We start from the raw sequence: 14247 nt of genomic DNA, 5'->3' as shown, positions 1-14247 counted from the left end.
CAATTTCTTGACGGTGAATTGCACTATGTGTGATTGTTTTATTTGTTGAATCGATCCGCTTTTTTGACACTACCTTACGGGACGGGGAACAGACACCGGGTGTCTCTCTCACGCCGGCACAGAAACTCGAGATTGCAACGCACCTTTCCGACGTCGGCGTCCACGTGATAGAAGCAGGATCAGCCGCCGCATCTGTTGGAGAACGCGAGTCGATCCGGGCCATCGCCGACGCCGGGCTTGCCGCCGAGTGCTGCACCTACGTCCGGGCGCTTGCAGGGGACATCGACCTTGCCGCCGATGCCGGTGCCGACTCAGTCCACCTTGTCGTCCCGGTGAGCGATCTCCATATCAGTAAGAAGCTCAGGAAGACCCGCGAGCAGGTCTGTGATATGGCCTGGAGCGCCGTCGAGTACGCGAAGAGCCGCGGCCTGATCGTGGAGTTATCCGGCGAAGACGCCTCCCGCGCCGACCAGGATTTCCTCGCGACGGTCTTCCGGGAAGGGGTCGAGCGGGGCGCCGACCGGCTCTGCTTCTGCGACACCGTCGGGCTCCTCACCCCCGAGCGGGCGGCCGCGATCATACCGCCGCTCCTCTTTGCCCCGCTCTCGATCCACTGCCACGACGACCTCGGGTTCGGGCTTGCGACCACCGTCGCCGCCCTCCGGGCGGGGGCGACCTGTGCCCACGTCACCGTCAACGGCCTCGGGGAGCGGGCGGGAAACACCGCCCTCGAAGAACTGGTGATGGCGCTCGAGGTGCTCTACGGGGTCGATACCGGGATCAAGACCGGGGAACTCTACCCCCTCTCGACCCACGTCGCCCGGCTGACCGGGGTGCCGCTCGCGACGAACAAGCCGATCGTCGGCGAGATGGCCTTCACCCACGAGAGCGGCATCCACGCTCACGGGGTGATGCGGGACGCGAGCACCTACGAGCCGCTCCAGCCGGAGCGGGTGGGCCGCAAGCGCCGGATCGTCCTCGGGAAGCACTCGGGGTCGGCGGCGGTCGAGGCCGCCCTCCACGACATGGGGTATACCCCGGACGGCGCACAGCTCGCGGAGATCGTCGGCCGGATCAAGCAGATAGGGGATGCCGGGATGCGGATAACCGACGCCGACATCATGGCGATAACCGATACCGTCATGGATATCGCGTTTACGCCCTGCCTTGAACTGCGCCAGTTCACCATCGTCTCGGGGAGCAACGCGGTCCCGACCGCCTCGGTGACGATGCTCGTCCGCGGCGAAGAGGTCACCGGCGCCGCAGTCGGGACCGGGCCGGTGGACGCGGCGATCCGCGCGCTCCAGCGGTCGGTCGCGGACGTCGGGAGCGTGAGGCTCGATGAATACAGCGTCGATGCCATAACCGGCGGCACGGACGCCCTCGTCGACGTATCGGTGAAACTCAGCAAGGATGGGAAGACCGTGACCTCGCGGGGTGCGAGGACCGACATCATCATGGCGAGCGTCGAAGCAGTTATCGCCGGGATGAACAGATTACTCAGGGAAGAGCATGAAGACCGGAGCAAAGACTCTGATTGAAGCGCTGCAGCGTGAAGGGGTGGATACCATATTCGGCTACCCCGGCGGCGTGGTGTTGCCGATCTACGATGAACTCTACGATTCGTCGATCCGGCACATATTGGTAAGGCATGAGCAGGCAGCGGCGCACGCGGCCGACGGCTACGCGCGCGCGAGCGGCCGCGTAGGGGTATGCCTTGCCACCTCCGGCCCCGGCGCGTGCAACCTGGTCACGGGGATCGCGACGGCCTACATGGATTCCATCCCGGTCGTGGCGCTCACCGGTCAGGTGCCGACCGGTCTCCTCGGGAACGACGCCTTCCAGGAGTCGGACATCACCGGGATCACGATGCCGGTGACGAAGCACAACTACCTGGTCAAAGACGCCGCCGACCTCGACCGCGTCGTCCAGGAGGCGTTCTACATCGCCAGGACCGGCAGGCCCGGCCCGGTGCTGGTCGATATCCCCAAAGACGTCAGTACCGGCGTGGTGCAGGAGGGAAGACCCGTCCCGGAGACGGTCTCCCTCCGCGGCTACCAGCCCACCTACCAGGGGCACGTCCGCCAGATCGACAGGGCGCTCGACCTGATCGCGGGAGCGGAGCGGCCGCTCGTCTACGCCGGCGGCGGGGTGGTCCTCTCGGAAGCGTCAGCCGAACTCCTGGAGTTCGTCGAGACCGCCGCCGTCCCGGTGACGACGACCCTGATGGGGCTTGGCGCCGTCCCCGGCGACCACCCGCTCAACCTCGGGATGCTCGGGATGCACGGCACCCAGTCGGCGAACTACGCGGTGACGGAGTGCGATCTCCTGATCGCCGTCGGCGTCCGGTTCGATGACCGGGTGACGGGCAAGATCGAGACGTTCGCGCCGAACGCCGCGGTCATCCACATCGATATCGACCCGGCGGAGATCGGGAAGAACAAGGCGGTCGACGTCCCGATCGTCGGCGACGTGAAGGCCGTTCTCCAGGCGCTCCTCCGCCGTATGCAGAAACGCGGTGATACGGCGAACTGGGTCGCCCGGACGAACGCCTGGAAGGCGCAGTACCCGCTTCGCTACCGCGACGACGACCGTCTCCGCCCGCAGTACGTCGTGGAGCAGCTCTCCGATCTCCTGAAGGGCGAGGGGATCATCGTGAGCGAGGTCGGCCAGAACCAGATGTGGACGGCGCTCTACTACTGCTTCAAGAAACCCCGGACCTGGATCACCTCCGGCGGCCTCGGGACGATGGGCTACGGGTTCCCGGCGGCCATCGGCGCCCACTACGCCCGGCCGGACGTCCCGGTCGTCGACGTCGCCGGCGACGGGAGCATCCAGATGAACATCCAGGAACTCGGGACGGTGGCGCAGTACGATATCCCCGTCAAGATCGTGATCTTGAACAACATGTACCTCGGGATGGTGCGGCAGTGGCAGGAGCTCTTCTACGACCGCCGCTACTCCTACACGGAGCTGCCGTCGGTGGACTTCGTGAAGATCGCGAACGCTTACGGGGTCGAAGGGCTCCGGGTCGACGAGAAGGCCGGCGTCCGGGAGGCGCTCGAGACCGCGCTCGCCACCGACGGGCCGTTCGTCCTGGACTTCCGGGTCGAGCGGGAGGAGAACGTCTTTCCGATGGTCCCGGCGGGTGCTGCGATCAACGAGATGATCGGGGTGCGCCAGCGATGAAATCGCATACATTGAGCGTCCTCGTCGAGAACCGGGCCGGTGTCCTGAGCCGGGTCGCCGGGATGTTCTCGCGGCGGGGGTTCAACATCGAGAGCCTCGCCGTCGGGCCGTGCGAGGAGCCGAACATGAGCCGGGTCACGATCGTGGTGAACGGCGACGACGGGGTCGTCGAGCAGGTGATGAAGCAGACCAACAAGCTCATCGACGTCATCAAGGTCTCGGACCTGACGAAGCGGGAGAGCGTGGAGCGGGAACTCGCCCTCATCAAAGTGGCCGCCGAATCCGGCCCGGCCCGCGCCGAGATCCTCCAGATCGCCGATATTTTCCGTGCCCAGGTCGTGGATGTCGGGTCAAAGACTCTGGTCCTCCAGGTGACCGGGGATACGGAGAAGATCGATGCGCTGGAGAAACTCCTGCGCCCCTACGGTATCAAGGAACTCGTCCGCACGGGTAAGATTGCTCTCCTCCGGGGCGCAAAGACCGTGAAGAGTTCCAAATAACTTTTTTTTTACGTACCCTTCGTCCGGGACCGGATCGCGGCGATCCCCTCCTCTTCCAGCGATCGTGTTATATGTTAGCACGGCTCACACTGACATAGTATGTTCTTAGGCTTACCACCGCATACGGTGCTCATCGTGGGCGGCTCCGCCGTCCTTGTCGTCGTGTTGCTCGCTATCTGGGGCCTCCGGTTCAGGGAGGACGCTTGAATGGCTGACCTCGTAACGCTCGCCGTGATCGTGCTCTACTTCGTGGTGCTCATCGGCATCGGGAGCTGGGCCTCAAAGAAGATCAAGAACACCGAGGACTACATCCTCGCGGGGAGATCGCTCGGGTTCTGGGTCTTCACGATCCTGATCGTCTGTTCGATCTGCAGCGGAATGAGCCTCCTCGGCGTCAGCGGGTTCGGATTCACATCGGGCTGGCCCGGGATATGGGAGCAGATCTTCGTGCCCCTCGCGGCCTCGTTCTGTATCATCTTCTTCGGGGTGAAACTCCACACCCTCGGGAGGGAACGGGGCTACATGACCATCCAGGACTACTTCGCGGACCGGTTCGAGAGTCCGCGGGCGGTCCGGGCGCTCGCCGCGGTCTCGGGGATCGTCGTCTCGCTGATCTACCTCGTCGGGCAGTATGCCGCGATCAGCATCGTCCTCGTCTGGCTCTTCGGGATCCCGCACTGGCAGGCGCTGCTCATATCCGGGGTCATCATCACGGCCTACACGGTCGTCGGGGGGCTCTACGCCGTATCCTGGACGGGCCTCGTACAGGGCCTCATCCTGATCTTCGGCGTCCTCCTGATGGCTCCGCCGGTCATCATGAGCGCCGGCGGCCTGACCCACATCAATACCGTCATCGCCGGGATCGACTCGAACTTCGTCGAACCCTGGTTCCCGACGGCCTACGCACCGTACGCCTACACGACGCCGGAGTTCCTCTTCTCGTTCGGAATCCTCCTGATGGTCGGCCTCGCCTGCGCACCGCACGTCGTCAACAACGTCCTGGCGGTGAAGGAGAAACGCTACTTCAAGTGGGCACCGCTCATTGCCTTCCTGATCTACGCGGTCGTGATGTTCCTCGTCAAGATCGTCGGGTTCGCCGTGCGGTCGCTCGTCGAGGAGGGGACGCTCGTCCTCCCGGACGCCGTGAACGCCCAGGACTTCGCCTTCATCGCCGGTGTCGAGCACGCGATGCCGAGCCTGGCGTTGTGGGCGCTCTTCGCGGTGATCGTCCTCGCGGCGGTGATGTCCACGACCGACCGGCTGATGCTCACCGTCGGCACCTCGTTCGCGTGGGACGTCTACAAGAACATCCTCCGCCCCTCGGCGACCGATAAAGAGGTGCTCCTCGTCTCGAAGGTCGTGATCGTCCTCGCGGCCGGCGGCACGCTCCTCGCTGCCATCAACCCGCCGCCGATGCTTGCCTTCCTGATCTGGATGGGCATCGGGGTGATGCTCGCGACGTTCGCCGTTCCGCTGCTCGCCGGGCTCTACTGGCGCCGGGCCACGGGGAAGGGAGCGGTCGCGAGCATGGCGGTCGGGCTTCTTGCGTCCGGCATCTTCGGTTACTGGCACCAGTTCGTGGCGCCGCTTCCCATGCACTTCAGCATCTACGCGCTCGCCTGCTCGATCCTTGCCATGATTGTCGTCAGCCTCATGACCACCCCGAACGCCGAGACCACCCTCGACGGCACCCGGACCGGCTGGTACATCCAGCCGCCTCCCCTCTCTTCTCCGGCCGCGAGCCCCGGAGAGACCCTCTTCGTCGACCGGGAATCGCCCCGCCGGCAGTGACGGCGGGGGGCTCCCGCCATTTTTCACCGTTGCATCCGGCCGTCCGTTCGCCTTCGCAAAGTCCATATCCCCTTGAGCAGACACTAGACTGCCGACACAACCGGTGGAGAGCGGAGACTGCCATGAAGACCATCATCTACTATTTTACCGGCACGGGGAACTCCCTTGCAGCGGCAAAGAAGATCGCCCAATCCCTCGGGGATACCGAGACCGTCCCGATAGCAGCGTTCAGGAGTATCGCGGGCGAGATCCGCCCCGCCGCCGACCGGGTCGGGATCGTCTGCCCGGTCTACTTCTCCGGGCTCCCGGCGATGGTGACGGCGTTTGCGGAGCGTCTCGACCTCGCCGCGGCAGACTACGTATTCGCGGTCGTCACGCACGGAGGGGGTGGCGGCGCTGCCGCTCTCCGACAGCTCGACGGCATCCTCGGGGAGCGGGCCGGAAGGGGCCTCGATGCAGGGTTCGCGGTGAGCATGCCGGGCAACTACGTCCTGATGTATGAGCCGCCTGCAGGGGAGAAGCGGGAACGCCTGCTTGCCGCGGCGGACGCGGAGTTCGAGGCGGTCGCGGGCCGGATCGGGAAGGGGGAGCGGCGAAACCTCCCCTACGCACCCCTGGGACGCCTCATCAGGGCCGTCATGTACCCCCGGTTCCTCTCCCGCGTCCACGGCGACGACCGCAAGTTCACGGTGGACGATCGATGTACGTCCTGCGGCACCTGCGCCGCCGTCTGCCCGGCAGAAAACATCGCTATGGTCGAGGGAAGGCCGGTCTGGAACCACCGCTGCGAACTCTGCTGCGGGTGCATCCATCTCTGCCCGACCGGGGCGATCCAGGTCGGAAAGGGCACCGAAGGCAGGCAGCGCTACCGGAACCCGTCGGTCGAGCTCGCCGAGCTGGAGCGCCGGTCATGAAGACCGTCATCTACTACTTCACCGGGACGGGCAACTCCCTTGCCGCGGCAAGATCGCCGGCACTCTCGGGGAGACCGAACTCGTCCCGATCGCGTCGCTTGCGAATACCCCGGGAACGATCACCCCGGAGGCCGATCGGATCGGGATCGTCTGCCCGGTCTACGACTGCGGAGTTCCGGTGATGGTTGCCAACTTCACAGAACGGCTCGACCTCTCACGGGCGAAGTATACCTTCGCCGTCGTTACGATGGGCGGGATAGGCGTCTCGGCACTCCACCAGTTAAACGGCATCGTCCGGGAACGGCGGGGCCGCGGACTCGACGCCGCGTTCGCCGTCAATATGCCCGGCAACTTCCCACCGCTCATGCGGTCGGTGCCGGCCGGGAAGTGTGGTGAGATCCTCGAGAGAGCAGATAGACGGCTCGATGAGATTGCGGAGGCGATCGGGAGCGGCCGGCCGGTCTCCCCGGGGTTCGCACCCCTCTCCGGGCTCGTAAATGCCCTGAGTTACGGGTCGCTTGCAAAGAGCGCTCGCGATGCGGGCGAACTCTTCTCCGTATCGGATGCCTGCACCGGCTGCGGCACCTGCGCGAGGGTCTGCCCGGCGGGGAACCTCACCCTCGTCGACGGCCGCCCAATGTGGGGCCGGCGGTGCGAGCTCTGCTGCGCCTGCCTCCACTTCTGCCCGACCGAGGCGATCCAGCTCCACGTGATGTTCGGGACCGAGGGGCGGGGGCGCTACCGCCACCCGGATCTCACGGTTGCGGCTATGGAGGCACAGCGGGGGCAGAACGTGCCGGCTCCGGATACTCCGGCCGTACAGGGACGGTTGCCCGGAGCCCCAGTACTTTTCTAATTTCAGCGTCTGCAATCGACCCATGCAGCCTCGCGTAGCGACCTACAACGGGATCGACAGCACTCGGGCACCGGACTTCGCGCTCAACGCGTTCTTCGCGTGAGACTGTATTATTATCAACAATCGATATAGCACGCGAAGCCGCGAAGAACGCGAAGTTTGGTATAATTATCTATAACGCCCCTTCGCGGCTTCGCGCTCTTCGCGTGAGACTGTATCATCACTTATAGGCTGTTAGTTCACGCGGAAGCACGCGGGAGAACGCGAAGAGTGGTCGATGGGTTGACCTCTTGAAGATTGTCTCAACCGTTTTAGCGAAGTACTGAGCCCGGGAGGAGTATGAATAGACAGAAAACACTCTTTCATAACCGGCGCATCACTCCCTCTTCCCGCAAGGTATATCTCCCCGCCTGCTTCAGATCCGTACATAAAACGCGAACAGGCAAAACCATGCGGATCTCTGTCATCTCCGGGAGCCCCAAGGGGGAGAAGAGCGTCACCCTGCAGTACGTCCGGTTCCTCGAGGAGGCGTTCCCCGACCACACCTTCACCGTTATACATGCGGGACGGGATATCAGGGCGATCGAGCACCAGGAAGAAGCGTGGAACGGGCTGCTCGCCGCGGTGAAGGACTGCGACGGGGTGCTCTGGGCGACCCCGGTCTACGTCATGCTGGTTCCGGCGCAGCTGAAGCGGTTCATCGAACTGGTCGGTGAGCGGGACGTGGAAGGGGCGTTCTCCGGGAAGTACGCCGCCTGCCTCACCACTTCCATCCGCTTCTTCGACCACACCGCTCACGCCTACCTGCACGGGATCTGCGACGATCTCGGGATGCGCTACGTCGGTTTCTGCTCCGCCCACCTGGAGGATCTCCGGAACGAGGCGTTCCAGGAGCAACTTATTCTCTTCTTCACCGACTTCCTCGAGGCGATCGCGGAGCGGCGGCCGATCCAGCGGGTGTTCCCGCCGCTCCCCGCTCCTTCCTCCCCGTATGCCCCGGTGACCCCGCCGGCCGCGGTCGATACCCGCGGGAGGAGGGTGGTCATCCTCCACGACACAGAACCCGGTTCCGGCCTCGCGGCGATGGTCGGCGGGCTCGCGGCGTGTTACGGGGATTCTGTCCGGGTCGCCCACATCCGGGACGCCGCGATGAAAGGCGGGTGTCTCGGGTGCTGCCGGTGCGCCTTCGAGAACACCTGCGTCTACGATGACGGGTTTTTAGCGTTCTGGGAAGAGTACGTCGCCCCGGCGGATATCCTCGTCATGGCCGGAACCGTCCGCGACCGCTTCCTCTCGGCCGCCTGGAAGCAGTTCTTCGACCGGAGTTTCTCGAACGGTCACGTGCCGGCGTTCGCGGGGAAACAGATCGCGTACCTGGTGGAAGGGCCGCTCGGTCATCTCGCGACCCTCCGGGAGGTTCTCGACGGTCTTGCGGCGATGGAAGGAGCAAACCTCGCAGGGATCGTGACCAGCGAATCGGGCGAGACCGATGCCGCCCTGCACACTCTCGCCGAGCGCTCCGTGCGGCTCGCGGACCGGGGATACATCGCGCCGCCCACCTTCCCGGCTGTCGCCGGGCATAAGATCTTCCGGGACGAGATCTGGGGAGGGATGCGGGCGATCTTCAAGGCGGACGACCGGTATTACCGGCAGCACGGGCTCTATGACTTCCCCACCCGCGACTACCGGCAGAGGATCGTCACCCGGGCGACCTCTCTTGCGATGAGCATCCCCGCCGTCCGGCGGGACGTGGTGAAGAATATGCCCGACTACATGATCCAGCCGCTCGAGAAGGCGATCGAGTCGAGCAGGGTTCTCGCAAAGCGGAAGGCGGAGCGGTAGCGCACTCCGCGTTCCTGCCCGGGAACTCCCGCGTTTCGCTCCAATATCGAGCGTCCAGTGGGAAACGGATGGTCAACCATATATGGTTTCGGCATAAACACTATAAGCGTGAAAACGGCGGTACTGGGTGGCGGTCTCACCGGGATAACGCTCGCTCGCCTGCTCCACGAACGCGGCGACGACGTGACCGTTCTCGAACAGGGTGAGAGGATCGGGGGGCTCTGCCGCTCAAGGACGGAAGCAGGGTTCACGTTCGATGCCGGGGGCTCGCACATCATCTTCTCCCGCGATACGGAAGTCCTCTCCTTCATGCTCTCGGTTCTCGGCGAGAACGCCGACCGGAGGACGCGGAACACAAAGATCCTCTACAAAGGCCGCCATGTCAAGTACCCCTTCGAGAACGGCCTGTATCAACTCCCTGACGAGGACCGTTTCTTCTGCATCAACGAGTTCGTCAAGAACCTCATCGCCGTCGAGAAGGGCGAGGTTCCGCAACCGACGAACTTCGCCGAGTGGATCGCCTATACCTTCGGCCGGGGCATCGCCGAGTGCTACATGCTCCCCTACAACGAGAAGATCTGGAACTACCCGGCGGAGAAGATGTCGCACCACTGGGTAGAGGGGCGTATCCCCCGCCCGCCGGTCGAGGATATCATCAAGTCGGCTATCGGCATCGAGACCGAGGGCTACACCCACCAGGCGGTCTTCTCCTACCCGGTTACGGGCGGGATCGAGGCGCTTGTCGGGGCGATCGCGGAACCGGTCACCTCCTCTGTTCGGACCGGCTTTGCCGTCGCCTCCGTCCGCGAGGAGAACGGCGGGTTTGCCGTCAGCGACGGCGAAGAGACCGTCCACGCGGACCGCCTGATCTCGACCATCCCGCTCCAGAACCTGCTCCCCTGCCTTACGGACGTCCCGGCTGAGGTGCAGGCGGCCTGCGACGCCCTCCGCTACAACTCGCTCTGCTCGGTCTTCATCGGCCTCTCCTGCGATGTTCCCGATATCTCGTGGCTCTACGTCCCCGACGAGAAGACCGGACTCTTCAACCGGATATCGTTCCCCTCGAATTACAGCACAGAGGTCGCCCCAAGGGATCACTCCTCGATCCTCGCCGAGATCACCTACAACGAGGGGGACGCGGTCTCCCGGATGACGGACGCCGAACTCATCGAGCATACCGTCGCGTCGCTCGCCGCCGCGGGTTTCATCCCGTCGCGGGAGAGCGTCGTCTACACCGGCGTTTCGCGGGAGAAGTTCGCGTACGTCGTCTACGACACTGAATACAAAAAGAACATCGGAATCGTCCGGGAGTTCTGCCGGGAACGCGGGATCGACCTCGTCGGGCGGTTCTCGCAGTTCGAGTACCTTAATATGGACGGCTGCATCAGGAGCGCGATCGACTTCGTGAGGGGATATCCATGAAACTCAACTTCTTTGTCGAGGACATGCTCTTCTTCAAGTACATCGGGTGCGCCACCCTGGCGAAGATGCTCTACAACGCGCTCGCGAGGGAGGAGTCCTGCCCGAAGATGGCCTGGAACGCCCGCGGCCGCGACTTCGATCTCGTCCACTACCACACCTTCGGCCCTCTCGCCCTGACGAACAGGAAGTACAGCCACGGCGTCAAGGTGCTCACGGCTCACTCGACCCCCCGCCTCAACACGGGGAACGTCGCCTTCTCCGAGACCGTAAACCACTTCTACCCGAACATCTACGGGGGTTTCGACCACATCATCACCATCTCGCCCCTCTGTGATGCGGAGGTCCACGAGATCGCCCCGGGCGTCGAGACCACCCTCATCCCGAACGGCGTGGACCGAGAGAAGTTCCAGCCGAACCCGGAGAAGCGGGCGGCATTCAGAAAGCGGTACGACATCGGGGAGGAAGAGTGGATGGTGCTCACCGTCGCCCAGCAGACGCCGAGGAAGGGCATCTACGACTTCCTCGCCCTCGCAAACAGGCACCCGGACGTCCGGTTCGTCTGGGTCGGCGGGTTCCCCTACGGGAGGCTCTCCCAGGACTACAGCATGATCGAGGAGCGGAAAAGCCATGCCGGGAAGAATGTCCTCTTCACGGGTTTTGTCGATGACATCACCGCCGCCTACTGCAGCGCCGATCTCTTCTTCATCCCCTCCTACGCGGAGGGGCTCCCGATGGTCGCATTGGAGGCGTTCGCGACCGGCCTGCCGGTCGTCGCCCGGAGGATCCCTGAGTTCACCGGGAACTTCAGCGACACCGCCGTGTACTTCGACGACACGGAGGAGGCCGGGACGCTGATCGAGGATCGGGGTCTGCTCGGGCGGCACGCGGCGCTCTCCCGGCCGTTCACGGAGGGGTTCGATATCAGGACGATCGCGACCCGCCACATCGATCTCTACCGGGAGCTGGCCGGATAACGGCCGGGAGATGCGGCATCACGCTTATAGGAGCGCGGTATCAACAATTATACCGGGAGTTGATCGAGGAATGATCTCCGTAGTCGTGCCGACTTACAACGAAGAGCAGAACATCGAACGCTGTCTTAGGTCGCTCGCCGACCAGACGGTGCCGCGGGAGTCCTACGAGATCATCGTCGTCGACGGAGACTCGAAGGATAAGACCCGGGAACTGGCCGGGCCCCTTGCGGATAAGGTCTTCATCCAGACGAGCAAGCGGGTTGGAGGAGCCCGAAACGACGGGGCGATGGCGGCCAGGGGCGATATCGTCGCGACGACAGATGCCGACTGCATCCTCCCCCGGGACTGGGTGGAGCGGATCGAGAGGAACTTCGCGGAGCGGGATATCGTGCAGCTCTACGGCACGGTCTATCCGATCGAGGACTCTTTCAGGAACCGGCTCTCGCTTCTCGGCGCAAATATCTTCTCGCGCCTGGGCTACCACACCCGGACGATATACTTCACGCTCGGGTGCAACACGGCCTTCGACCGGGAGGCGTTCATGCGGGCGGGGATGTACCGCTGCATCGATGCCGGGGACGATCTCGAGATCGCGCAGAGGATGCGCAAGCTCGGGAAGGTCTACCTCGATCCCCGCCTGAAGGTCGGGTTCTCGATGCGGCGCTACCAGCAGTTCGGGACGCTCAAGTCGCTCTGGGAATGGTTCTATATCGTTCTTCGCGGCGGCGAGACCGGCAATGCCACCTACACGCAGCGGGAGTACAAGTAGCGCTATGGGTGAGACCGGATCCATCCCGGAGGCTTATGGCGATGTGGTGCGCCGGTCCGACGCCTGCCCATTTGCACGCCGCCTCGGGATGAGGGTGACGGCGATCGAGGGCGATCGCGTCCGGGTCTCCATGCCGACCGCGGGGATGAAGAACGGTCACGGCACGACCCACGGGGGCGCGATCTTCGCCCTCGCGGACCACGCGTTTGGTATCGCCGGGAACCTGAGCGGGGAGGACCAGATAGGGCTCTCGGCGTATATCCAGTACCTCTCCGTGCCTGCAGGAGCGACGCTCGAAGCGGTCGCCCGCAAGGTCTCTGAGACGGAGAGGACCTCGGTCTATGCCGTCGACGTCTACTCGGGCGACCGCCGGGTCGCCTCGTTCGAGGGCGTGGGGTTCAAGATCGGGGTTCCGGCGCAGAAAGAGTGAAGGGGGGTTGGTGCCGATTTAGCGGTGCCTGCCCTGCATCCGGCCATGAGCCTATTTTTCTAAACAGTGGCATGAGCGTAAGCCCGATACCGTGGACATGGGGCTGCGCACCTCGAAGCCTCAACGCTTTTCGTGCTCCGATCCTGTCGCGCAACGAACCACGGATTTCGTGGGGATATCGCCATTGGGGGTGGGGCCGACGGGGAGGGGGGGCATCCCCCCTCCCCTGTCTCTACCTCGTAAGGCTAACCTGTAACCCCCACCCCGCCCGGCCTTCGGCCTCCTCCCCCGCCCCTGGGGGCGGGGGCAGTCATGGCGATAGCCACTGGAAAGCCGTGTACGGACTTTACGAAGTTAAATGCCACATAGTAGCGCTGCGAGTTAAAACCCGGGCCTCCTGGCAGTCAGAAGAAATCCCCTACCACATCGTCCGGCACTGCCCGCCCCCGCGCTTCGCGAAGTACTGCTGGTGATACTCCTCGGCCCGCCAGAACGTCCCCGCGGGCTCGATCGCGGTGACGATGGGGCGGCGGAACCTTCCCGAGCGGCCTGCCTCCTCCTTTGAGGCCCGGGCCTCCGCCTCCTGCTCCGGGGTGTGGAAGAATATCGCCGACCGGTACTGCGCCCCGATGTCGGGTCCCTGCCGATTCGGGGTGGTCGGGTCGTGGGCGTCCCAGAAGGCGTCGAGGAGCGTCCGGTACGGGACTTCATCGGGGTCGTAGGTCACCTGCACGACCTCGGCGTGCCCGGTCCTTCCCGTGCAGACGCCCTCATAGGTCGGGTTTGAGGTGGTGCCGCCCATGAACCCTACCGCGGTATCCTTGACCCCCGGCACGCGCCGGAACGCCTCCTCGACGCCCCAGAAACATCCAGCGCCGAATGTGGCAAGTTCGAGGTTCTTCTCCGGTGCCATGATAGTTGCGTTTCTTTGCGGGTCTGTGGAAAAAGGTATCGCCCCTCTCCGGGCATACCCTTATCTGGGGTAGAGGATACGTATTCTCATGTTCGTTGAATCAGACGCCGTAGAGATGGTCGCCCGGCTGATGGCGCTCTCTGCCCGCACCGCTCCGAAGGCGAAGGGCACCGACGTCATCAAGACGCTGATCGTCACCGGCATAGAGAAAGAAAGGCTCGCCGGGGCGATGCGGGAGTACGGCGAGAAGCACGATGTAGGGTTCTTCCTCAGGGACGCGGGAAACGTGGCGGCAAGCGATGCCTGCTTCCTCGTCGGCTCGCTCTTCACCGACGCCGTGGGCCTCGACTGCGGGGCGTGCGGGTATCCCACCTGTGCAGACCTGCTCGAAGCCCAGAAGAAAGGCCTCCCGGTATCTGTCCCGTTCCGGGGCCCGAACTGCGCCGTCAGGATGGCGGATCTCGGTATCGCCGTCGGCTCCGCGGTGAAGACCGCGAGCATCCACAACGTCGACAACCGGGTGATGTACTCGGCCGGGGTCGGGGCGCTCTCGCTCGGGTGGCTGGAGGGTTGCGGCGTCGCTTACGGCATCCCGCTCCGGGCATCGGGAAAGGATATCTTCTTTGACCGTACACGCTGAAAGCGAA

13 protein-coding genes are annotated in these 14247 nt (G+C 64.3%); 12 read left to right on the top strand and 1 reads right to left on the bottom strand.

What is annotated here, in order from left to right:
- Positions 1–29 precede the first annotated feature (29 nt).
- The 11 genes from FKB36_RS09125 to FKB36_RS09075 all read left to right on the top strand — a co-directional run bounded on the left by FKB36_RS09125 (position 30) and on the right by FKB36_RS09075 (position 12687).
- A complete protein-coding gene (locus FKB36_RS09125) occupies positions 30–1541 on the top strand; it encodes a 2-isopropylmalate synthase (RefSeq protein WP_261597748.1) in 1512 nt (503 codons plus the stop codon).
- Complete coding sequence (ilvB, locus tag FKB36_RS09120) at positions 1513–3189, top strand: biosynthetic-type acetolactate synthase large subunit (protein WP_261597747.1); 1677 nt, start codon at positions 1513–1515, stop codon at positions 3187–3189. The genes FKB36_RS09125 and ilvB overlap by 29 nt, the downstream gene beginning before the upstream one ends.
- The gene (gene ilvN, locus FKB36_RS09115) at positions 3186–3689 is read left to right on the top strand and encodes an acetolactate synthase small subunit (RefSeq protein ID WP_261597746.1); all 504 of its coding nucleotides are present in this window, start codon (positions 3186–3188) and stop codon (positions 3687–3689) included. The genes ilvB and ilvN overlap by 4 nt, the downstream gene beginning before the upstream one ends.
- Before the next feature lie 207 nt (positions 3690–3896).
- The gene (locus tag FKB36_RS09110; protein WP_261597745.1) at positions 3897–5480 is read left to right on the top strand and encodes a sodium:solute symporter family protein; all 1584 of its coding nucleotides are present in this window, start codon (positions 3897–3899) and stop codon (positions 5478–5480) included.
- A 122-nt stretch (positions 5481–5602) separates the two neighbouring features.
- Positions 5603–6394, top strand: a complete 792-nt coding sequence (locus FKB36_RS09105; RefSeq protein WP_261597744.1) for an EFR1 family ferrodoxin — start codon at positions 5603–5605, stop codon at positions 6392–6394.
- Entirely contained in the window at positions 6291–7250 is a 960-nt protein-coding gene (locus FKB36_RS09100; protein ID WP_315901832.1) for an EFR1 family ferrodoxin, read from the top strand. Before FKB36_RS09105 ends, FKB36_RS09100 begins: the two co-directional genes overlap by 104 nt.
- A 450-nt stretch (positions 7251–7700) precedes the next feature.
- Positions 7701–9092 carry an NAD(P)H-dependent oxidoreductase gene (locus FKB36_RS09095; RefSeq protein ID WP_261597743.1) on the top strand — a complete coding sequence of 464 codons (1392 nt, stop codon included), beginning with the start codon at positions 7701–7703 and terminating at the stop codon, positions 9090–9092.
- A 108-nt stretch (positions 9093–9200) separates the two neighbouring features.
- Complete coding sequence (locus tag FKB36_RS09090) at positions 9201–10514, top strand: protoporphyrinogen/coproporphyrinogen oxidase (RefSeq protein ID WP_261597742.1); 1314 nt, start codon at positions 9201–9203, stop codon at positions 10512–10514.
- The gene (locus tag FKB36_RS09085; RefSeq protein WP_261597741.1) at positions 10511–11488 is read left to right on the top strand and encodes a glycosyltransferase family 4 protein; all 978 of its coding nucleotides are present in this window, start codon (positions 10511–10513) and stop codon (positions 11486–11488) included. Before FKB36_RS09090 ends, FKB36_RS09085 begins: the two co-directional genes overlap by 4 nt.
- 70 nt (positions 11489–11558) lie before the next feature.
- Entirely contained in the window at positions 11559–12257 is a 699-nt protein-coding gene (locus tag FKB36_RS09080; RefSeq protein WP_261597740.1) for a glycosyltransferase, read from the top strand.
- A gap of 4 nt (positions 12258–12261) precedes the next feature.
- Positions 12262–12687, top strand: coding sequence for a PaaI family thioesterase (locus FKB36_RS09075; protein WP_261597739.1), 426 nt, complete (start codon positions 12262–12264; stop codon positions 12685–12687).
- Between the two features lie 418 nt (positions 12688–13105).
- Here FKB36_RS09075 and msrA read toward each other — a convergent pair whose 3' ends face one another.
- Positions 13106–13600, bottom strand: coding sequence for a peptide-methionine (S)-S-oxide reductase MsrA (gene msrA, locus FKB36_RS09070; RefSeq protein WP_261597738.1), 495 nt, complete (start codon positions 13598–13600; stop codon positions 13106–13108).
- Positions 13601–13688: 88 nt separating this feature from the next.
- Here msrA and FKB36_RS09065 point away from each other — a divergent pair, with 88 nt between their 5' ends.
- Positions 13689–14240 carry a ferredoxin domain-containing protein gene (locus tag FKB36_RS09065; RefSeq protein ID WP_261597737.1) on the top strand — a complete coding sequence of 184 codons (552 nt, stop codon included), beginning with the start codon at positions 13689–13691 and terminating at the stop codon, positions 14238–14240.
- Positions 14241–14247 lie beyond the last annotated feature (7 nt).

The sequence above is a fragment of the Methanoculleus formosensis genome (genome assembly GCF_025384765.1).
In the GTDB taxonomy this organism is placed as follows: domain Archaea; phylum Halobacteriota; class Methanomicrobia; order Methanomicrobiales; family Methanoculleaceae; genus Methanoculleus; species Methanoculleus formosensis.
Note: the sequence above shows the minus strand (reverse complement) of the source record. Positions and strands in the feature narration are given on the sequence as shown.

Bases quoted from the DNA above. Each gene is read 5' to 3' on its own strand.
- FKB36_RS09110 (WP_261597745.1), top strand. From the start codon at position 3,897: ATGGCTGACCTCGTAACGCTCGCCGTGATCGTGCTCTACTTCGTGGTG.
- FKB36_RS09105 (WP_261597744.1), top strand. From the start codon at position 5,603: ATGAAGACCATCATCTACTATTTTACCGGCACGGGGAACTCCCTTGCA.
- FKB36_RS09065 (WP_261597737.1), top strand. From the start codon at position 13,689: ATGTTCGTTGAATCAGACGCCGTAGAGATGGTCGCCCGGCTGATGGCG.
- ilvN (WP_261597746.1), top strand. From the start codon at position 3,186: ATGAAATCGCATACATTGAGCGTCCTCGTCGAGAACCGGGCCGGTGTC.
- ilvB (WP_261597747.1), top strand. From the start codon at position 1,513: ATGAAGACCGGAGCAAAGACTCTGATTGAAGCGCTGCAGCGTGAAGGG.
- FKB36_RS09075 (WP_261597739.1), top strand. From the start codon at position 12,262: ATGGGTGAGACCGGATCCATCCCGGAGGCTTATGGCGATGTGGTGCGC.
- FKB36_RS09085 (WP_261597741.1), top strand. From the start codon at position 10,511: ATGAAACTCAACTTCTTTGTCGAGGACATGCTCTTCTTCAAGTACATC.
- msrA (WP_261597738.1), bottom strand. From the start codon at position 13,600: ATGGCACCGGAGAAGAACCTCGAACTTGCCACATTCGGCGCTGGATGT.
- FKB36_RS09080 (WP_261597740.1), top strand. From the start codon at position 11,559: ATGATCTCCGTAGTCGTGCCGACTTACAACGAAGAGCAGAACATCGAA.
- FKB36_RS09095 (WP_261597743.1), top strand. From the start codon at position 7,701: ATGCGGATCTCTGTCATCTCCGGGAGCCCCAAGGGGGAGAAGAGCGTC.